Source organism: Prevotella sp. (assembly GCF_036570325.1).
Lineage (GTDB): Bacteria > Bacteroidota > Bacteroidia > Bacteroidales > Bacteroidaceae > Prevotella.
In genome coordinates this window covers 778,456-799,459 of record NZ_DATCYK010000056.1, presented here as the reverse complement: position 1 = coordinate 799,459, position 21,004 = coordinate 778,456, and the positions used below count along the sequence as shown (strand labels likewise).

Here is a 21,004-nt window from a genome sequence, read left to right as displayed (position 1 = left end):
TTGGATAGGCGTGGCGTTAGCATAAAGTTTGATGTGGCCAGCAATCCTGAGTTTTTGAAAGAAGGAAATGCCATCAAGGATTTCATGAGTCCCGACCGTGTTGTGGTCGGCGTGGAGAGTGAGGAGGCCAAGCGTTTGTTGACAAGACTGTATAAGCCATTCCTTATCAATAATTTTCGTGTGATTTTTATGGATATACCCAGTGCGGAAATGACGAAATATGCCGCCAATTCCATGCTGGCTACCCGTATATCGTTTATGAATGACATAGCCAATCTGTGTGAGCGGGTTGGAGCTGATGTCAACATGGTACGTCAAGGCATAGGTAGCGACACGCGTATAGGTCGTAAATTCCTATATGCCGGGTGTGGCTATGGGGGCAGTTGTTTCCCAAAAGATGTGAAGGCATTGATTAAGACGGCCGATGACAATGGTTATTCCATGGAAGTGTTGAAAGCCGTCGAGCGGGTCAATGAGCAGCAAAAGCGTATTCTCTTCGAGAAGTTGCAGCGTAGTATTCCTGACCTTTCAGGGAAAACAATCGCCTTGTGGGGACTTTCGTTTAAGCCTGAAACTGATGATATGCGTGAGTCTACCGCATTGGTGATGATAAAATGTTTGTTAGACGCCGGTTGTACAGTCAGGGCTTATGACCCCGTGGCTATGGAAGAGTGCAAGCGAAGGGTAGGAGATAAGATAACATACTGCAGGGATATGTACGAGGCAACGCTCGGTGTGGATGCACTTTTATTGCTGACGGAGTGGAAAGAGTTTCGCTTGCCCAGTTGGGATGTTATCGGGAAAACCATGCGCAATAGGCTGGTCATTGATGGCCGTAATATCTTTGATAAGCACGAATTAGAGGAAGCCGGCTTTGAATACCATTGTATAGGAATGCAATAAATGAGTGAGTTTATGGATAAATCATCTTTCTTATTTAAAATAGGAACCGCTTGCGTCTTGTCGATAATGGTTTTAGGGCTGGCAGCTTGTAAGGGGAATAGTACCCACTCGTCGCCTGCGGTAAAAGAAAGCGCGGCGGCCAAGCGAATGCTGCAAGGCATGTGGCTCAATGAGGACGATGAGAGTTTGTCGTTCAGAGCCAAAGGGGATACCATTTATTATCCTGATTCAACGTCAATGCCGGAGTATTTCAAGATTGTGGCCGATACGCTTTTTATGGGTGATGAGGATGATGCTACCGCCTATGCCATTGTGAAGCAAACTCCCCATTTGTTCGTTATGAAAAATCAGGGTGGTGATGTGATTAGGTTAGTAAAGACCGAGGACCGTTTTTATTTGCAGCAGTTTGAGCAGACCAAAAGGCATTTCCTCAACCAAAGGAAGTTAATTAAGAACGATTCTGTTATCGTGTATGGTGACGATCGCTATCATTATTATATTCAGGTGAATCCCACTACTTACAAAGTTGTGAAGGATACATATAACAGTAATGGTGTAGAGGTGGGAAATGTTTACTTCGATAACATTATCCACTTGAGTTTTTTCAAAGGTGCCGGTCAATTATTTTCAAAGGATTTCCATAAAAAGGACTTTGCCCGTATGGTTCCTCCGGAGGTTCTGCGACAAAGTGTGTTAAGCGATTTGAAGTATAAGAACACTGATGTTTCAGGCTTTCATTTCATCGCCTATGTCGTTGTGCCGGATAGTCCCACAAGCTATTTGATAGAGATAACGTTGAGTTTCTCGGGTAAAATGTCAATGAAAGTCTGATGAATCGTTAGAAAGCATTGCTTATACATAATTCAGTGTAGGCAGGATTTATGAGGTTTATCTTTATAGTTAACCGGATCTACGATGGCAATATAACCATCATAGGTCCGGTTTTTCGTATTATCCGGTTAGTATTTTTATTTGTTATTTTGATTTATTTGTGGATATTATGTTTACTTTGCTCTGTGGTTTCAACCTTTTGACAGCCATTTAATCAGCGGTGGGCGTGTAGCGGAAAAAGTCAAACCAAGCGGTGCTGCCATTATAGTTTCCTTCTGCAAACAGTCCTAAGTAGGTACCCGTGAAGCCTCCTTGCGTTTCTGTGCTCAGATAGCGAGTATCCATCTTGCCGGCTTCTTGGTAATGTAATCCATCCGTAGAGTAATAGAAGTAATATGTATCGGGCGTACCTTTTACACGGAGATATACGGTTGGGCCGTTGAGTGTTGTGATGTGTTGCCGGTGGAGTAGGGTTCCTAAACGGTAGTCAAGGTAAAGTTTATTCCCTTTTGTATAGAGGTCATAATGTCCTTGTGGTCCGCGAAACACGGTCAGTCCGGCTTTTGAGGTGCCGCTACGCCGGCAAGTGGTTGCTTGGAAATTGATATGCTGTTGACGGAATCCTACGAATGAGGGTGAGCCGTTATCATCGAGTGTTTGTGTAGACGGCTTGATTCCAAGCCATCCTTTGCGAGCGTTGAGCGTGTAACGGGTGCTGTCGGGGTTGCGAAGGTAGTTCCACTCGGGACCCAATTGAGCTTCGTTAAAGTCATAGTTGGTATTGTGTTTTACGGGATATTGGGGTAATGTCTTTACATTCATCACTTCGCTGATGGTACCGTTGCCGTTCACCACCGGCCATCCCTCTTTATTCCAGCTTACGGGAGCCAAGAATGTTTCTCGTCCTAACAGATGGTGAGTCCCCGTTTGTGGGCGAAAAGCAAGGAATATCAACCACCAAGACCCATCATGTGCTTGTATCAGGTCGCCATGTCCCGTGCCTTGGATGGAACTTTTCTGCGTTTGCTTGTTGATATGTGTCAGGATGGGGTTGGCCGGATTGCTTTCGTATGGGCCGTTAATCTGTTTACTACGGGCAATGGTTATCTTGTGTCCGTATTCAGTTCCTCCTTCAGAAATGAGCAAGTAATACATTCCGTCTTTCTTGTAGATATGTGGTCCTTCCGGGTAGCGCCCGCCGGTGCCTTCCCATATTTTCTTTGATGGTGTCAATGATTTACCGGTCATGGGGTCTATCTCGCAAATCCAAATGGCGTCATCAGGGTTGCTTACCATGTAGCATTTGCCATTCTCAAAATAGAGTGACGGATCAATACCGCCTTGTTCCAGCCATACGGGCTCGGACCATCCTTTTGAGAGGTCGCGGGTATAGACGAGAAAATTGCCTTTATCTGATATGTTTGTCGTTATCATGTAGAACACGCCATCGTTGTATCTTATCGTAGGGGCGTATATGCCGGTCGAAGGATTACACCCTTCCAAATTGAGTTGGGAGCGGCGGGTCAGCACATGCCCAATCTGTTGCCAGTTCACTAAATCGCGACTGTGGAACAGTGGCACGCCGGGAAAAAACTCAAAGCTGCTGTTTACCAAATAATAATCGCTGTCGACACGGCAGACGCTGGGGTCAGGATGGAGTCCTGATATTACGGGATTCCTATACTGCGTTTGCTGTGCGCAGACTGTCGTTGTGGCTGTGGCCAATGTGAGGGTGACCACCCAATTCCTAATCTTCATTTTGTTTCAGGTAATTTAGTTATAATATTTAGTTTGTTTATCAGTGCGATTCCTTTTTCTTAATGCTTGTACTTAGCCATGTTTTCTATAGGCTTGTTCCTATAATGAAATGAGTAGCAGTTCATTTGTCATCACGGGTTCTTGTATTTGGCCTTGACTATGTTGTATGAGTTTCGTGTCAGTTCACGCAGAAGGTCATTGGGCGCAGTGTTCGCGTCAATGCCAAGCCAGTACTTGGGTGACATGTTGAATGGTTTGACAATACAGCTATATTGTGTTTGCAGTTCTTCAATACGCTCTGGCTGGCACTTGAGCGTAATTATACCGAAGTTGTCACAATCAAAGAACGAGAACATGTGGCCATGCACATAGAATACCAAAACGCTACCGGCGTAATGAAAGGCCGTGAAAGGTAGTTTCTCTTCCACGTCATTGCCCAACGAAAGGCAATATTCGCGATAATCTTCAATATTCATATTTCTATCGTTTCTCCTTCTTGGGCTATCTCCCAAAGAGGAATGTTCTTGTTATCAGTAAACTCCTTCATGCGCCAAGCCGATTCAAAACCGCATGCGACGAAGTGCATGGGCACGAATAATCCTACCTTGAAGCGCTCAATAAACTGTCTGCCGCCAAGTGTGTAGCCGTTGCCTATTCGTCCATCTATGGGGAACATGACAATGTCAAAGCTATCGGCAACCTTGCGAATGTCCTTCAGTTCGCCCAAATATTGCTTTTCGTGGGCTATCGGGTCGATATTTTCCTCAAACTCCTCACTGTAGATTGTCTGTCCGGGAATGGCATTAGACAGAAACCTCGCATACCAATTGTTCAAGTCACCGGCATGGAAGATGCGTTTGCCTTCTACCTCTATGATATAAGAAACGCCAATGTCGGTGCTACCTAAGGCCTTGACGGAGATACGATCGTCCGCCCATGAAGCTCCTTTGGCCAACCAAATGTCGGCTTCCTCCCTGCCGGCTCTTCTATGTTTGAGAATGTCTTTGCTCAATAGGTAGGTAATGTTATCTTTACGATTCCTCCATTCGAGGATTTCCCGAGTGAAGTGGTCTTCGTGAAAATGGCTGGCGAAAACATAAAGAGGCTTGGCGCTTCCGAGTATGTTTTGCATTACATTGCAGGGATCCATCCAATAATCGAATACGAGGATGCAACGCTCCGCTTCAATCGCAAATCCGCTATGGAATATGTAGGTCAGTTTCATCTTATCTCTATTCTTGGTGTCACGGGGGCAGAAAGTTGGTTGATGTAGTCGTATTCTACCATTACGATTCCTTTAACTTCCTTAAAGTATTGCATCGTTTCCTCAAGCGTTTTTCCTTCAGGTTTCTTCAGTGCCATGCCGTAGAAGTGCTTGTAATCATAGACAATCTCACAGTTGTATTCCTTGATGGCTTTTAGCAGAGCTGCTTTATCTGTCTTCGCATTATACATGATGAGGAAAACGTTTGGAGAATGATCGCTTTCGAGCTGATGTTTTTGTATGGATGTTGCTGATGCAATGGATTGATTGCCCTTGCAAGAAGTCAGCCATATAAGGACTGTTTGGGTAATGAGAATCAACGGAATGCCATACTTGAATTTCTTGTGCATTGTTTTGTGGTGCCACACTTTCATGCCCAGCCAAGCTCCAACACTGCCACCTATGGCTGCGAGTCCTAATAACGTAGCCTCGGGAATCCGCCATTTAGCGTGCTTTGCTTTCCATTTGTCAATCCCATACAAAAGGAATGTGACGATATTAATGGTTATAATATATATGGATGTGATTTGTTTTATAGTCATATTTTTACTTTTCTGTGGAATTTCCCGGTGCATATACTGTGTAGCTTTCACCCTTTCCAAAGAGTGGGACAGCGTATTTGGGGATGGTTGCCGCATGCAGGTAAAGGCTTCTGCAAGTGTTTGTTGTCAAATAACAGCAGGCAGATGCAAATGTAGTTATTTGCTTTGAATTTATATTCTTTTGCATTCATAAATTCTGTTATTAATCCGTTTTATCTTTGGAATTCCCTTCTTGTTTTATCTTGTTTCTCTTTCAAAACGATATTCTTTTTAGAGTAAGGTTATACTTTTCGTCAGGTAGTAGGTAGCGGGCTATTGTCTTACTTTGCCAAAGCAGCCTTTTGATGAGATAAAAAGGCTGTGGTTGGTGGCTCAAAGCGCTGCTTTGGCATGGCGAAAGGGTAGCTTTGGCAAAGTAAAGGGATGTATTGTAATTGTCAAGAGATAGATGTTTGCTTTATTGTGTCTGTGTAAAGTGTTTGTTGTTAATTGGTTATAGACTGTTCTTAAAGGATTGTTTGTTGTCCTTTTATCCATATACTTTGCAGTATTTATTTGTTATTTGGTTAATAAAATAAAAAAAGTGTTTTGTTAACAAAATTAATCGCTATATTTGAAACATTGTTTTAGCACCTATTTATCTCGGTTGAATACAATCTGTTAGCATTGAATAAAACGTATTGAAGATTTATTTTTATGCGTTGATGATGAATCCTTTAATAATTAAATAATACGAGTATGAGAAATTTGGCATGTGTTTTAATGTTGCTACTGCTGTCGTTTGGTAGCGCGTTGGCCCAAGAGAAAAATGGTTTTTATGTAGATTTTTTAGCGGGCTTCTCTAATGAGTATCCCGATCACTATGCGCTTTTGACACCGGGTATTGGTTATCAGTTGAATGAGCGTTGGGCTGCTGGATTCAGAACGACGTTTGGAACTGATAACAGTCCGGCTATTTGCATTTATACTCCTTATGCCCGTTTTACCTTTTTACGTACGAATCGTTTAGGCGTTTATACGGAAGGAATGTTATCTTGGGCCACGCTTCGTGGCGAATTGGCGGATATACCGGGTGTTGCCACTGAAGATAATCGCCCTTATTTTGAGGGTGGAATGAACCTTGGCGTAAGATATGATGTTTCAAAACATTTCGGAGTGTTTTTGCAAGGGCTGTTCTTGGGGTATAGCCATACGGAGTTTACCCACAAAGGAGCTGTCGTTGGCAATGGCAGATTCGTGTTGGATGCGAATTGGCGCAGGGCGGCGTTAGGCGTAAGGGTGACCTTTTAGAATATAGATAAGTAGATTTTTCAAGGAAAACTTAGGGAAACAGAACGTTTGTGTTGCTAAGTTTGTGTAAAAAAATAGTGCATAATCGAGTAAAATAAGGATATAGCCTTTCAGGAAAAATAGGGCTATGAATCCTAAGTTTATCGATTATGCACTAATTATAGTTGGTTGCTGTTTAAGCCTTAGCTATGCTTAGGCTCCACAGAAGAATAGCACTATGATTTGAGCGGTAAAGATTCTGAGGAACATACTCAGCGGGTAAACCGTACTGTAACCTACCGCCGGGGCTTCCTTAGAGCAAATGCTGTTGGCATAAGCCAATGCAGGTGGGTCGGTGTAGGCTCCGGAAATCATACCCATAATGGTGAAATAATTGAATTTAAACTTCAATCGGGCAATAGGACCAACGATTAAGATGGGGATGATTGTAATGAGGAATCCGGTATAAACGTATTTCAAACCGTCTCCGGCGATAACTGTGTCCCAGAAACCGGCACCGGCTTTAATGCCCACAGACGCAAGGAACAGAGCTAATCCGAACTCACGCAACATCATGTTGGCCGAGGTTGTGGTGTAGGTAACGAGCTTCACACGATAGCCGAAGCGACCTATGAGGATGGCGATAATCAACGGGCCACCGGCAATACCAAGTTTAAGAGGAACGGGCATTCCGGGAATAGCCAATGGAATGCTACCAAAGAGAATACCAACCAATATGCCTATGAAGATGGTTGCGATGTTTGGAGCGTCAAGACGCTTGATGGAGTTACCCATGATTTCGGCTACCCGGTTAACATTATCTTCAGGACCGACAACCATAACGCGGTCGCCCACGTGGAAATGGTGGTCACGGCTGGCAAATAAATCCATGCCTTGACGAGTGATGCGGGTAACATTGACACCGTAAACGCTGTTGAAGTGCATCTTACCGAGTGTCTTTCCGTTCATTGACGGACGGGTAACAACGATTCTTCTTGATACCATCGGTTGCTTTTCAGCTTCAACATTCCAAGGCGTGTTCAGCTCGGGGCCGATAAAAGCTTGGATGGCTTCAGCGTCGGCTTCAGCGCAAACGATGTAGAGTTCGTCATCTAACGCAAAGACGGTATCACGTGTCGGAATTGTAACTTGTCCGTCGTGAAGCATGCGTGAGCAAACCATGTCACGGTTGAGGAATTCCGAAATCTCACCAAGTGTGCGTCCTGCGATGTAAGCATTAGTCACTTTTACGTGCATCTGATGAGGTTTGGCATGGGGATTCTCGGCCTCCTGCTCGTCAAGTGCTTCTTCTTCCTTCTCTAATTTTACACGGCAGATATATCTGATGGCAATTGTCGCACCGATGATACCCAAGACACCAAGAGGGTAGGCACAAGCATATCCGGAGGCAATTTGGGGAACTTCGCCTTTGGCGAATACGCTGTTCAGTGCTTCATTGGCCGCGCCAAGACCCGGAGTGTTGGTTACCGCGCCATAGAGCGTGCCGACCATCATGGGCAGGTTGTTGATACTGCTTGTGTCGAAGAAGAGATAGTAGCAGGCAAACATAACAAGTATGTTAAGCACTATCATTGCCGACGCAAGTCCATTAAGCGCCACGCCGCCTTTGCGGAAGCTCTCAAAGAAGCCCGGACCCACTTGAAGACCTATGCAGAATACGAAAAGTATCAAGCCAAAGTCTTGAACGAAAGTGAGAATGTTAGTCGGGGCAGTGAATCCTACGTGGCCGGCTACGATACCCGCAAACAGAACAAACGTAACTCCCAAAGAAATACCGCCGACTTTCACTTTGCCAAGTAAAACGCCGACGGCAATAACTATGGAATACAATAGGGCGATATGCGCTACTGAATCTTGGGTTGTAAAGAGATTTATTAACCAATCCATTTAAGCATTTAGTTTATAGTTATTAAATAATTGTTTGCAAAATTACATATTTCTTCCTAATTCCCAAAATGTTACTACACATTTCACTTTTCTTTCTATCATTTTGGCATTGATATATTTTTTTGTTACCTTTGCCCTCATTATTTTATATAGTATATTGTAATAAAAAGAAATAAGAATATGGCTAAGAAGTTTGCCGAGCATAATGGACTTGATTTGCATAGAACGAATCAAGAAATACTGGCAGAATGGAATAAAAAAGATGTTTTTCATAAAACGATAGATGAGCGTGAAGGGTGCCCACAATTTATTTTCTTTGAAGGTCCTCCTTCGGCAAATGGCCATCCGGGAATTCATCATGTCTTAGCCAGAGCTATTAAGGACACGTTTAATCGATATAAGACGATGCAAGGGTATCAGGTAAAGCGTAAGGCTGGCTGGGATACTCATGGACTTCCTGTGGAGTTAGGCGTGGAGAAAGAGTTGGGTATCACCAAGAAAGATATTGATAATCATGCGTCGGAAAAATATATTTCCACGGCGGATTATAATAAGAAATGTCGTGAGAATGTGATGATGTTCACGGCCGAATGGCGTGAGCTTACGGAGAAGATGGGCTATTTTGTAGACTTGGATAATCCGTACATTACTTATGATAATAAATATATCGAGACATTGTGGTGGCTGTTGAAGCAGCTTTATAATAAAGGATTGCTATATAAGGGGTATACGATTCAGCCTTATTCTCCGGCTGCCGGTACCGGTCTGTCGAGCCATGAGCTTAATCAGCCCGGCTGCTATCGTGACGTGAAGGACACGACTGTTACGGCTCAATTCCTTATTAAGGATCCAAAGGCTGCATGGACGAACCATGGCAAACCTTATTTTGTAGCATGGACGACCACTCCATGGACATTGGCTTCCAATGTAGCGCTCTGCGTTGGCCCTAAAATTGATTATGCGGTAGTAGAGACTTATAATCTTTATGACGGCACCCCCATGACATTGGTTATTGCTGAAAGCCGTATTAGTGCTTATCTGAATCCGGAGCAAGAAGTGAAGGAAGGAGAGCTTGGTGGTTTTGACAAGGAGAACAAGAAATGCCCTTGGCGCATAATAGACCGTGTAAAAGGTACTGATTTGGAGGGACTTCATTATCAGCAACTCATGCCTTGGGTGAAACCTTGTGAGAAAGTGGATGATTTTGCTCCGGGATTTGTTGTAGACTATGCGGCTTCTTATCCGGAGAAAGTGTTTGTAAGCGAGGATGGTCGTGATAAGTTTGTCGAAATGGAAAGTGAGGCTTTCCGTGTTATCTTAGGCGATTATGTCACAACCGAGGATGGTACGGGTATTGTGCATATCGCTCCCACCTTTGGTGCTGATGATGCCAAGGTGGCTAAAGACGCAAATATTCCGGCTTTATATTTAATTAATAAACAAGGTGAAACCCGACCGATGGTGGATCTTCAGGGTAAATATTATCTTGTAGAGGAATTAGACAGTAACTTTGTAAAGGCGTGTGTAAGCCTTGATGGCTATGGTCGTCATGCCGGTGATTATGTGAAGAACTCCTATGCTCCTAAGTATAATCTTAATGGCGTATGGGACAAAAAGGCCAGTGAGAAGGATGAGGATTTGAATGTTATCCTCTGCATGGAGATGAAGCAGGATGGCACTGCTTTCAAAATAGAGAAGCATGTGCACAACTATCCTCATTGCTGGCGTACCGATAAACCTATTCTTTATTATCCTCTTGATAGCTGGTTTATTAAAGATACGGCAAAGAAGGAGCGGATGGTAGAGTTGAACAAGACTATTTGCTGGCAACCGGAGTCAACCGGTACGGGCCGATTCGGTAATTGGTTGGAAAATCTAAACGATTGGAATCTGTCTCGTTCTCGTTTTTGGGGTACACCATTACCCATTTGGCGTGATGATCGCCGTAATGAAAAGTGTATCGGAAGTTTGGAAGAACTTTATAATGAGATAGAAAAGAGTGTTGCTGCCGGTATAATGGCAAGTAATCCTCTCAAAGAGAATGGCTTTGTTCCCGGCGATTATTCAAAGGAAAATTATGATAAGGTAGATTTGCATCGTCCTTATGTTGATGAAATAGTGCTTGTAAATGAGGCTGGCGAACCCATGCGACGTGAGAGCGACTTGATTGACGTTTGGTTCGATTCTGGTTCTATGCCTTATGCACAACAACACTATCCATTTGAAGGCGAAATTGCAGTTGAAGGGTTGAAGGCAACGGGTAAAAGCGAGGAAGAGTATCGTCGCGAGTTAGTTTCTTCCACATACGAGGGAACGCCTGTACCACCTGCGTTCTATCCTGCTGACTTTATTAATGAAGGTGTAGACCAAACACGTGGATGGTTCTTTACTTTGCATGCTATCTCAACGATGGTATTTGATCATGTTGCGTTTAAAAATGTAATTTCAACAGGCTTGGTGCTTGATGCGAAAGGCAATAAGATGAGCAAGCATGTGGGTAATGTGACCAATCCATTTGAAATGATCGAAAAGTATGGAGCTGACCCGGTTCGTTTCTATATGATGACTAATTCAGAGCCATGGGATAATCTTAAATTTGATCCCAGTGGAGTGGATGAAGTTCGTCGTAAGTTCTTTGGAACTCTTTATAATACATATAGCTTCTTTGCGCTTTATGCTAATGTAGATGGTTTTGACTTGGAGACTCCTCAAGTGGCTTTGGATAGACGTCCGGAGATTGACCGCTGGATTATATCAAGAGCCAACTCATTAATTAAGGGTGTAGAAAAAGAACTTGAAAATTATGATCCTACCCGTGCCGGACGTCTGATTGATACCTTTGTTAATGATGATTTGAGCAATTGGTATGTGCGTTTGAACCGTAAACGTTTCTGGGGTACAGATATGAGTGAGGATAAACTTAGTGCTTATCAAACACTACATACCTGCTTGATGGCTGTTGCTAAGCTGTTAGCACCTTTTGCTCCTTTCTATTCTGATGAGCTTTACCATGATTTGGGTGGCAAAAAGGAGAGTGTTCATTTGGATAAGTTCCCCATAGCGGACGATTCTGCCGTTGATGCGGATTTAGAAACTCGTATGGGAATGGCTCAAAAGATAACCTCCATGACTTTGGCTTTGCGTCGTAAAGTGAATATAAAGGTGCGCCAACCTTTGGCTCAGATTATGGTTCCTGCGGTTGATGAGAATCAAAAGAATCACATTGCTGCTGTTGCAGACTTAATCAAGAACGAGGTAAACGTTAAGGAATTAAAGTTTGTAGAGGGGCAAGGCATTTTGGTGAAGAAGGTAAAATGCAACTTCCGAGTGATGGGCAAGAAGTTTGGAAAGTTGATGAAACTTGTTGCTTCTAAGATGGATGCGTTGAACCAAGATGAGATTGCAGCATTGGAAAGCAATGGCAGTATGAGTTTTGAAGTTGACGGACAGCCCGTAACTGTTGATGCGGCTGATGTGGAAATCATCAGCGAGGATATTCCCGGCTGGCTGGTTAGCAATGAAGGAAACCTTACTGTAGCGTTGGAAGTGGAGCTGACTGAAGAACTTAAACGTGAAGGTATGGCTCGTGAATTAATTAATCGTATTCAGAATTTACGTAAGGAAACCGGATTGGAGATAACGGACCGTATTGTTGTAGCGGTGGCTCCGCATGCTGAAACGGATGCAGCTATCGAATCCTTTGGGGAAATGATAAAGAGCCAAGTCCTTGCTAACGACATCAGAATTGAAGTCAATGACGGTGTAGAAACCGAATTTGATGAATTCAAATTGAATATCAAGGTTGAAAAGAACTAACAAATATGTGGAAGAGGAGTGGAATGTAAATTCCATCCTCTTTTCTACAATTTAATTATACGCAAACGTAATCTTAATATTTATGGAAACAAAAGTAAGATACAGTGATGAGGACTTGGAGGAATTCCGCAAGATCATCAATGATAAGTTAGCGATAGCCCGTCGTGATTATCAGTCAATGATGAGACAGTTGATGAATCAAGAAGGCAATGGAGTAGACGACACGTCTCCTACTTATAATAAAGTATTGGAAGAAGGTGGTGCTAACCAAAGTAAAGAAGAGATGATTCAATTGGCTCAGCGACAACAGAAATTCATTAAAGGATTGGAAGCTGCGCTTATAAGAATTGAGAATAAAACTTATGGAATAGATCGCATTACAGGCGAACTGATACCGAAAGAGCGGCTTCGCATTGTGCCTCATGCTACCTTGAGCGTAGCTTCAAAGAATGCAAGAAAGTAGAATGAATAAAATTAAAAGATTATTCCCTGATTTAGTTTTGGCCTTTATCTTGATGTTTGTTATCGTTTTGATAGATCAAATCATCAAGATAGAGGTCAAGACGAATATGTATTTGGGTGAGTCCATCCGTGTTACAGACTGGTTTTACATAACTTTTATTGAGAATAACGGAATGGCTTATGGGATGACATTTATCAATAAGATATTCTTAACGTCCATGCGACTTGTTGCCGTGGTGCTTCTTATTTGGTATTTGGTGAAACTTTCAAAGATGAAACACAAACGGAGTTATCTTTTTTGTATAGCGATGATAACGGCCGGTGCGGCTGGTAATATCTTTGATTGTGTTTTTTATGGGCAAATATTTACAGCTTCTTCCTCTTTTTATCTTTCAGAATGGACAAATATAGGCAGTGGATATGCTCCTTGGTTGCAAGGGAAAGTCGTAGACATGTTTTATTTTCCTTTGATAGTAACGACTTGGCCAGATTGGGTTCCGTTCAAAGGAGGAGAGCAGTTTATATTCTTTTCGCCCGTTTTTAATTTCGCCGATGCGTGTATTTCTGTAGGAGTAGCTGCCATGTTGCTATTTTTCAGGCATGATTTGGAAAGTATTTCTGAAGTCTTTAGCTTTAAAAAGAAGGATTTGAAGAATGTAAAGAATCTCTTGCTTTTACTTGGTTTTGCCGGTACAGTAGCTTCATGTAAGCCCGGTGTGCCTTCTCGCTACATTCAACCGGACGACATGGAGGATATACTATATGATTATCATATAGCGGATGGGATAGCGCAATTGCCGAATACTGACTCTACGAGCCTGATGACTTATCATCAGGCAGTTTTCAAAAAATATGATATAACGAAAGCTGAATTTGATTCTTCCATGGTGTATTATATGCGGCATACAGAGCTGTTGCATGATATTTATCAGAAATTGTCTGATAGAATGAATGGGGAAGCAATGGCTTTAGGTGGCGCCTCGTCCATAGATAATTCATTTATGGCATCAGCCGGCGATACTGCTAATATTTGGAAAGCTGATCATGTGCTTGCGTTGTCGACCATCAAACCAGCTAATTTATATAGTTTTAAGCTGGAAGCAGATACTTCATACCATGTTGGCGATCGGTTTATGCTAAATTTTGACGCTCAATTTCTTTATCAGGACGGTGTTCGTGATGGGTTGGCCGTAATGGCAGTTGAATTTAAGAATGACAGTGTTGCCAGTCAAACAATCCACATGTCCAGTTCTTCTCATTATACGATGAGTATTGGGGATGATGAGCATGTTGGTATTAAGCGCATTCGAGGGTTCTTTTTATTGAATGGAAATGTTGCGATGGAGCAAAACGTATCTACCTTGAAATTGATGTTTATTCAAAATATTCGTCTTGTCAGAATGCACGAGCGGAAAGAATCTCCTCAAAAACAAGATCCCAATGATTCTGTTCCTTCACCAAGAGAGAAAGGAGTCTTTTCAAATAAAGAGATAAAAATAGAAAGATAAAATACTTATTTAAGGATATATTATGTTGTCAGTAGAAGAATTAGAAGATAAGTTGATTGATTTAGCTTTTGCGGAAGATATTGGGGATGGTGACCATACCACTTTGTGTTGTATTCCTGATGAGGCGCAAGGGCAGTCACATTTGCTTATAAAAGAAGAAGGAGTCTTGGCCGGAGTGGAAATGGCCAAGAAGGTTTTTGCACGTTTTGACCCAAGTTTGCGTGTAAATGTTCTTATAGAAGATGGGGCAGAAGTAAAGCCCGGGGACATCGCTATGATAGTTTCCGGCAAGACGCGTTCCTTGTTACAAACGGAACGTCTCATGCTGAATATTATGCAGCGTATGAGTGGAATTGCGACTATGACCCGCAAATACGTGAAACTTCTTGACGGCACAAATACACATGTGCTGGATACCCGCAAGACAACGCCGGGGCTCAGAATGCTGGAGAAGCAGGCTGTGAAGATTGGTGGTGGTATGAATCATCGTATCGGTCTTTTCGATATGATTCTTTTGAAGGATAATCATATCGATTTTGCAGGTGGCATAGAGAATGCCATAGATCGTTGTCATGCCTATCTTAAAGAAAAGAACTTGGATTTAAAGATAGAAATTGAGGTCCGAAATTTTGCGGAACTCCAGCGGGTATTAGAACATGGTGGGGTAAATCGTGTTATGCTTGATAATTTTTCAATTGCCGATACCAAGAAAGCCGTGGAATTAATCAATCACCGTTTTGAGACCGAATCAAGCGGTGGTATAACGATTGATACGCTTAGAGCCTATGCGGAGCAAGGTGTAGACTTTATCAGTGTCGGTGCGCTCACCCATAGTGTGAAAGGTTTGGATATGAGTTTTAAGGCTTGTTAGTATGAAAAAGTTTGTTTTTTTAGCTGTAAATTTACTGCTGGTATCTGCTTATTCTGTGGCATGTACTAATTTTATAGTAGGTAAGAAAGCCAGTGTTAATGGTAGTGTGATTTGCACATATAATGCCGATGACTATGGCATGTTTATCGGTTTGGCACATTTCCCGGCCGGTACTCATTCTAAAGGTGAGATGCGCCAAGTGTACGATTGGGACACTAATGTATATCACGGACAGATTCCCGAAGCCCCTGTTACTTACAATGTGATAGGTAATATTAATGAGTATCAGGTGACAATAGGTGAAACAACCTATGGAGGTCGTGAGGAAATGGTCGATTCTACCGGTATTCTTGATTACGGAAGTCTTATCTACATCGCCCTCCAACGTTCTCGTACAGCTCGTGAGGCCATTCAAGTCATGACGACTTTGGCCGATACTTATGGTTACAACAGCGAAGGTGAGACCTTCACCATTTGTGACCCGAATGAAGCATGGATAATGGAAATGATGGGATGTGGTGCCGGAAGCAAAGATGTTGTTTGGGTAGCGCAGCGAATTCCTGACGATGCAATCTGTGCTCATGCCAATCAAAGCCGTATCGGTAAGTTCAATATGAAGGATAAGAAGAATGTGCTTTATAGCAAAAACGTTATTTCTTATGCTCGTAAACAAGGATGGTTTACGGGTAAGGATGCGGATTTCTCATGGAAAATGACGTATGCCAAACCTGATTTTTCGGGCCGTCGCTTCTGCGATGCACGTGTATGGGCCTTCTTCAATCATTTTACGGACGGTTTTGAACGCTATCTTCCTTGGGCAGAGGGCAAAGACCCGAACGCGGAAGACATGCCACTTTGGATTATTCCGAAACATAAATTAAGTGTGCAGGATATACAAATGGCCATGCGCGATCATTATGAGGGAACCCCGCTGGCTACTGATACACTCGATATGGGCGGTGGAATTTGGCAAATGCCTTATCGTCCAACGCCACTTACTTTTACGGTCGACGGAAAGAAATATTTTAATGAACGTCCCGTCAGCACGCAGCAAACAGCTTTCTCTTACGTGAGTGAAATGCGTTCATGGCTGCCGAGAGAAATAGGTGGAGTACTTTGGTTTGGCAATGATGACGGCAATATGATAGCTTATACACCCGTTTATTGCGGCAATACCGTGCAGCCTGAATGTTATAATACGCAAGGTGCTGATGCGGTGAACTTCTCTTTTAAGAATGCCTTTTGGGTATGCAACTGGGTCAGCAATATGGTTTATCCCCGTTATAATCAGCTTTTCCCGGAATTAAAAGCTGTTCGTGACAGCTTGGAAAGCAGCTATTTCGCTCAGCAAGCAGAAGTTGAAGCTAAGGCTAAGGCTTTATATGCAAGCGATAAGCCGGCCGCTTTGAAGTTGCTGAATGATTATAGTAACGTGAAAGCTCAGCAAATGCTTGACCGTTGGAATCAATTGGCTGTTTATCTGATTGTGAAATACAACGATATGGCCGAGAAACCAACCAAGAATGGTGTATTCTTGCGTACCAAAACCGGTCTTGGCGCTAAGGTAAAACGCACCGGTTATCCTGAAGCCTTTGCCAAGAAACTTGTTAAAACAACAGGAACAAAGTTTGAGGTTCCCGAAGAAAAATAAGTTGGAGAACCATTATTAGAAAATAATAAGAGGATGTGTTCATAATAGAATACATCCTCTTATTGTTTTAAAGCCTTTCTTCTTTTTTCTACATGTGAGTCTTTTGACTTGCAGGCTTCTTACTTTACCTCGATTTCTTCTTTCATATCAATAAACTGTCCCTCCTGATTGTAGAATTCATATTGCAGGAATGCTAACTTCTGTGATGGTATGATATGAATATTGAAACCATATTTGAGCTGCCATTTTCTCTTGAGAGAAATCATGCCTTGATTAATGTAGGCGGCAACGTAGGGGTGAACGTGAAGATAAAATTTCTTTATGCCGATTTTATTAACCAGTCGGTCGATTTTGCCTTCCAGTTGATCGGTAAATAATATGCTGGATCTGATTTTTCCACTTCCATTGCATGTGGGGCATGTTTCGTCCACATTGACGTCCATGGCCGGGCGCACACGCTGGCGAGTGATTTGCATCAGTCCGAATTTACTTAGCGGCAGGATGTTGTGTCGGGCCCTATCGTTCTGCATATTTTTGCACATGCGCTCGTAGAGCAACTGTCTGTCTTCCGCTAAGTTCATGTCGATAAAATCGACAACAATGATACCACCCATATCGCGAAGCCTTAATTGCCGTGCCAATTCGTCAGCGGCTCCTAAGTTCACGTCAAGCGCATTGGCCTCCTGACCGTTTCCCGAGCGTGAGCGGTTACCGCTGTTGACGTCGACAACATGCAACGCCTCTGTGTGCTCAATGATAAGATAAGCTCCATGTTTGTAATTGATAGTCTTGCCGAAGCTGGATTTTATTTGCTTCGTGACATTGAAATTATCAAAAATAGGAACCTTTCCCGTGTAGAGCTTGACGATATTCTGCTTCTCGGGCGAGATAAGGGTGATGTAGTTTTTGATTTCTTTGAAAACATCCTCGTCGTTGACATAGACATTCTCAAAGGTTTCATTGAAAAGGTCGCGCAGCATGGCGATAGCCCTGCCTGTCTCTTCAAACACGAGCTGAGGCCGCTTTTGCGACTTTTGTATCTTCACTAACGTGGATTCCCACTGTTGTGCTAAAATCTTTAATTCCGTATCCAATTCCGCAACTCTTTTTCCTTCGGCCACTGTTCTTACGATAACGCCGCAATTCTTGGGCTTTACGCTTTGAATCAGTTGCTTCAGACGAGCTCGTTCCTCTCCGCTTTTAATCTTGGAAGACACAGAGACTTTGTCTCCAAAGGGAATCAGTACCAAATATCTGCCGGCAAACGATAACTCGCCCGTCAGGCGTGGACCTTTAGTCGAAATAGGCTCTTTTACAATCTGTACAAGCACTTCCTGTCCTACAGTAAGCGTCTGTTGTACGCTGCCGTCTTTCTTTAAATCGGGTTGCTTAGAAGCCTTGGCATGGGGATAGAGTTTTTTTCTATCGCTCACAACCTGCTTCAGGTATTTGGAATAAGAATTAAATTGGTTGCCTAAATCAAGGTAATGAAGAAAGGCATCGCGCTCATAGCCCACATCTACGAAACAAGCATTCAGCCCCGGCATTATCTTTTTTACTTTAGCCACATAGATGTTTCCTACTGTGAAAGAAGCTTGTTTGGGTTCATTCTGATACTCTACAAGGTTCTTGTCTTCCAGCAGGGCAGTCGAAATTTCTTTCTCACGAACATCAATTACAACTTCGCTGGTCATTTCTTCCTTCCTTAAATGGTTCTTAATACTTAAAAATTGGGGGTATGTCAAGAGATCACTTGATGAAATTGACATACCCCATAGGCTGTTTAGACCATAAAACAAGTAACTAATTACTTGCTCTTATGTCTGTTCTTACGTAATCTCTTCTTACGCTTGTGAGTTGCCATCTTGTGGCCCTTCTTTTTCTTTCCGTTTGGCATAATCTAAAAATTAAAATATTTATTATATATATGTTATTGTTATTATTCGCCCTTCATCTGCTCCACGAAACTCTTGGCCGGCTTAAAGCTTGGCAAGTCGTGTGCGTCGATTGTCATTGTAGTGTTCTTAAGGATGTTGCGAGCGGTCTTGGCTGCTCTGTGTTTGATAATAAAACTTCCAAACCCACGCAGGTACACACATTCTCTTTTTTCTAATAGGCTATCCTTAATAGTTGCCATAAAGCTTTCTACAACTACTGTCACATCTTTTTTAGCAACGCCAGTTTCATTTGCAATCTCGTTGATGATATCTGCTTTGGTCATAATTCGTCTATATGTTATGATTTTTTACTTTTATATCTTTTCGAAATGCAAATATACGAGTTTTTCGGTTGATATGGAAATTTATCTTTGTTTTTTTGTAAATAAGTCCTGCTTTTCTTGACAGAACTGTCTAATGCTCACTTGATTATGGATATTTATGAGGTGAAAAGTGGGAGATTGGAGGGTATGAGACCGGTAGGGTAGTCTGTGTTAGGAACGGCTTGAGTTGTCATGGAAAACAAGTCTGAATAATCTTTACAATGGCTTTGAAATGCGTGCGTTATTTGAAAATAAATTGTCTGTTGATTGAAAAAATGCCTTTTATTTGATTTTAGTAAGTGGTTGATTTTCATCGGGTTGACGAAGTGGTGTCATTAGGAAGGCTTGTTGTGGTCCACTCAAACCTATGTTTTGGGCTTTCTATTGTAGCTTTTTGAGTAGATGAAAGAGGGCTATCCGGGTGGTGAAAGCTATGCTTTTATTCCCTAAAATCATGGATTGGGGCGATTTGTTGTTTCCGAATGGAGGTGTTGTTGTGCAACAAGACTGTTTTGATTTTCTAAATGAAGGAGTTTGAGAGATACATTTTTCGTACAAAAATCTTTACAAATCGTGAATTTGAAAAACACGGAGAAGCGGGATAATCAATGTGTTTTTGCTGCTTCACTTGGGAAGAAGGAAGAACGTTCGTAGATTGGCTAGGAAGTAAAACAGCCGTGCCACCAACTTCAACTTATGAAAGAAGATGTTGGCGGCACGGCGCTTTAGGGCTTCGGTAGCCATAGTAGGGAATGGAATAAATTCTTATTCTATCGCTTATGTGTAAAAATATTGGCCTTTCTTTTTAGTGAATCGCCCAAATTCAATGGCGTGTCGAGGGCAGTGGTGGTAGCAGTTGAAGCATGTAAGGCAGCTATCGTTATGGAGCCACGTCGGTTTTTGGCCGTGTCCACCGGCAATATCGTTCACCGGACAGACGTTTGCGCATATTCCACATTTGATACAACGCTCATCGTCTACCCAAAATTTTTGGTCATTGATGAGTCTTTTCACAAAATATTCACCGATGATGTAGCTCTTGGTTCGTGGAAAACTGCCTTCCTTAATTTTATATATAGGCTTCCGCTTCATGATTTGTTCTGCGACTTCCATCAGTCTGTCAGCAGCTTTTTTTTTCTTGCTCTTGGTGTGGTCAGGCGTATCCACGTCCATCATGGGAAGCCCCACGTAGGTGTTGGGCATAATGATAGAGTAACCACTACGTAATGTTAAACCTTTGCGTGATAAGTCTTTTGCTAATATATTCATAGTCATGCCTATATCATCACCTGCTGTCACAATGCTATAGATGAAACGTTGCTCACTTCCTTCCGAGCGGAGTTGCAGACGGTTGATAAACTCTCTGACTATTTTAGGTGGCCGCCAGCCATGTATAGGAAAGACAAATCCCACCGGCTCGTCGGGTGCTAAGTCAAAAATGCAGTCACCCTGAAGAGCTGATGGGATATAAATTAATTTGTCGTGTAGTAGCTGTGATAGTTTATTAGCGGCCCACCGAGTATTTCCTGTGGCTGAAAAATAAAATATCATTTGCGCTTATTTCTTGTCTTCATTCATTGTTCCTTCAATGTAAAGACGGGTCATTTCGGTGGCGCCATTCGTGCGGATGGTAATGCTTTTCTTGAAATGGCCGGGGAATTTGCCCTTACCGTTGTAAGTAACTTCTATCTTTCCCTTTTCTCCGGGCTTAACGGGAGCCTTAGTGAACGATGGAATGGTGCAGCCACAACTGGCCATGGCCTGATTGATTACAAGCGGGGCATTGCCTGTGTTGGTAAAGACGAAGGTGCATTTCTGTACCGGATCGCTTTCAGAGAATGTTCCAAAGTTATGCACAAGTTTGTCAAACTTGATTTCGGCTTGCTGCTGTGCAAATGCCAGCGAAAAGGTAGCAAACCATGCAATCATAAATATAATAACTTTTTTCATATTCATTTCAT

At 42.6% G+C, this 21,004-nt stretch carries 17 protein-coding genes and 1 pseudogene; 9 read left to right on the top strand and 9 right to left on the bottom strand.

From position 1 onward, the window contains the following. Positions 1 to 903 (top strand): UDP-glucose dehydrogenase family protein (locus VIR50_RS07550; RefSeq protein WP_331934514.1); only part of this gene is annotated, 903 nt, incomplete at its 5' end. Between the two features lie 12 nt (positions 904 to 915). Next, on the top strand, positions 916 to 1,734 hold the full coding sequence (locus VIR50_RS07545; RefSeq protein ID WP_331934513.1) for a DUF4738 domain-containing protein: 819 nt from the start codon (positions 916 to 918) through the stop codon (positions 1,732 to 1,734). A 210-nt stretch (positions 1,735 to 1,944) separates the two neighbouring features. Here VIR50_RS07545 and VIR50_RS07540 read toward each other — a convergent pair whose 3' ends face one another. The 4 genes from VIR50_RS07540 to VIR50_RS07525 form a co-directional block, all read right to left on the bottom strand. Beyond that, positions 1,945 to 3,492 (bottom strand): glycoside hydrolase family 43 protein, encoded by a 1,548-nt coding sequence (locus VIR50_RS07540; RefSeq protein ID WP_331934512.1) that lies wholly within the window; start codon positions 3,490 to 3,492, stop codon positions 1,945 to 1,947. A gap of 131 nt (positions 3,493 to 3,623) precedes the next feature. Continuing rightward, complete coding sequence (locus tag VIR50_RS07535; RefSeq protein ID WP_331934511.1) at positions 3,624 to 3,968, bottom strand: MmcQ/YjbR family DNA-binding protein; 345 nt, start codon at positions 3,966 to 3,968, stop codon at positions 3,624 to 3,626. Further along, a complete protein-coding gene (locus tag VIR50_RS07530; RefSeq protein ID WP_331934510.1) occupies positions 3,965 to 4,717 on the bottom strand; it encodes an MBL fold metallo-hydrolase in 753 nt (250 codons plus the stop codon). Before VIR50_RS07530 ends, VIR50_RS07535 begins: the two co-directional genes overlap by 4 nt. After that, the gene (locus VIR50_RS07525; protein WP_331934509.1) at positions 4,714 to 5,298 is read right to left on the bottom strand and encodes a DUF1294 domain-containing protein; all 585 of its coding nucleotides are present in this window, start codon (positions 5,296 to 5,298) and stop codon (positions 4,714 to 4,716) included. The genes VIR50_RS07530 and VIR50_RS07525 overlap by 4 nt, the downstream gene beginning before the upstream one ends. A 738-nt stretch (positions 5,299 to 6,036) precedes the next feature. Between VIR50_RS07525 and VIR50_RS07520 the strand changes: the two genes are divergently transcribed. Further along, positions 6,037 to 6,588, top strand: coding sequence for a hypothetical protein (locus VIR50_RS07520; RefSeq protein ID WP_331934508.1), 552 nt, complete (start codon positions 6,037 to 6,039; stop codon positions 6,586 to 6,588). A gap of 192 nt (positions 6,589 to 6,780) precedes the next feature. Here VIR50_RS07520 and VIR50_RS07515 read toward each other — a convergent pair whose 3' ends face one another. Next, positions 6,781 to 8,475, bottom strand: coding sequence for a putative transporter (locus VIR50_RS07515; protein ID WP_331934507.1), 1,695 nt, complete (start codon positions 8,473 to 8,475; stop codon positions 6,781 to 6,783). 180 nt (positions 8,476 to 8,655) lie between these two features. Here VIR50_RS07515 and ileS point away from each other — a divergent pair, with 180 nt between their 5' ends. The 6 genes and pseudogenes from ileS to VIR50_RS07485 all read left to right on the top strand — a co-directional run bounded on the left by ileS (position 8,656) and on the right by VIR50_RS07485 (position 16,783). Beyond that, entirely contained in the window at positions 8,656 to 12,291 is a 3,636-nt protein-coding gene (ileS, locus tag VIR50_RS07510; protein WP_331934506.1) for an isoleucine--tRNA ligase, read from the top strand. 82 nt (positions 12,292 to 12,373) lie between these two features. Beyond that, a complete protein-coding gene (locus VIR50_RS07505; protein ID WP_331934505.1) occupies positions 12,374 to 12,754 on the top strand; it encodes a TraR/DksA family transcriptional regulator in 381 nt (126 codons plus the stop codon). A 1-nt stretch (position 12,755) separates the two neighbouring features. Then, a pseudogene (locus tag VIR50_RS07500) lies at positions 12,756 to 13,397 on the top strand (lipoprotein signal peptidase); the annotation flags it as partial. A gap of 72 nt (positions 13,398 to 13,469) precedes the next feature. Then, complete coding sequence (locus VIR50_RS07495) at positions 13,470 to 14,261, top strand: DUF4296 domain-containing protein (protein WP_331934538.1); 792 nt, start codon at positions 13,470 to 13,472, stop codon at positions 14,259 to 14,261. A gap of 22 nt (positions 14,262 to 14,283) precedes the next feature. Beyond that, a complete protein-coding gene (gene nadC, locus VIR50_RS07490; RefSeq protein WP_331934504.1) occupies positions 14,284 to 15,132 on the top strand; it encodes a carboxylating nicotinate-nucleotide diphosphorylase in 849 nt (282 codons plus the stop codon). A 1-nt stretch (position 15,133) separates the two neighbouring features. Next, positions 15,134 to 16,783 carry a dipeptidase gene (locus tag VIR50_RS07485; protein WP_331934503.1) on the top strand — a complete coding sequence of 550 codons (1,650 nt, stop codon included), beginning with the start codon at positions 15,134 to 15,136 and terminating at the stop codon, positions 16,781 to 16,783. 119 nt (positions 16,784 to 16,902) lie between these two features. Here VIR50_RS07485 and VIR50_RS07480 read toward each other — a convergent pair whose 3' ends face one another. The 4 genes from VIR50_RS07480 to VIR50_RS07465 form a co-directional block, all read right to left on the bottom strand. After that, a complete protein-coding gene (locus VIR50_RS07480; RefSeq protein ID WP_331934502.1) occupies positions 16,903 to 18,477 on the bottom strand; it encodes an Rne/Rng family ribonuclease in 1,575 nt (524 codons plus the stop codon). 245 nt (positions 18,478 to 18,722) lie between these two features. After that, positions 18,723 to 19,004, bottom strand: a complete 282-nt coding sequence (locus VIR50_RS07475; protein ID WP_331934501.1) for an HU family DNA-binding protein — start codon at positions 19,002 to 19,004, stop codon at positions 18,723 to 18,725. Positions 19,005 to 19,820: 816 nt separating this feature from the next. Next, complete coding sequence (locus VIR50_RS07470) at positions 19,821 to 20,594, bottom strand: EFR1 family ferrodoxin (protein ID WP_331934500.1); 774 nt, start codon at positions 20,592 to 20,594, stop codon at positions 19,821 to 19,823. A gap of 6 nt (positions 20,595 to 20,600) precedes the next feature. Next, a complete protein-coding gene (locus VIR50_RS07465) occupies positions 20,601 to 20,993 on the bottom strand; it encodes a DUF1573 domain-containing protein (RefSeq protein WP_331934499.1) in 393 nt (130 codons plus the stop codon). Positions 20,994 to 21,004 lie beyond the last annotated feature (11 nt).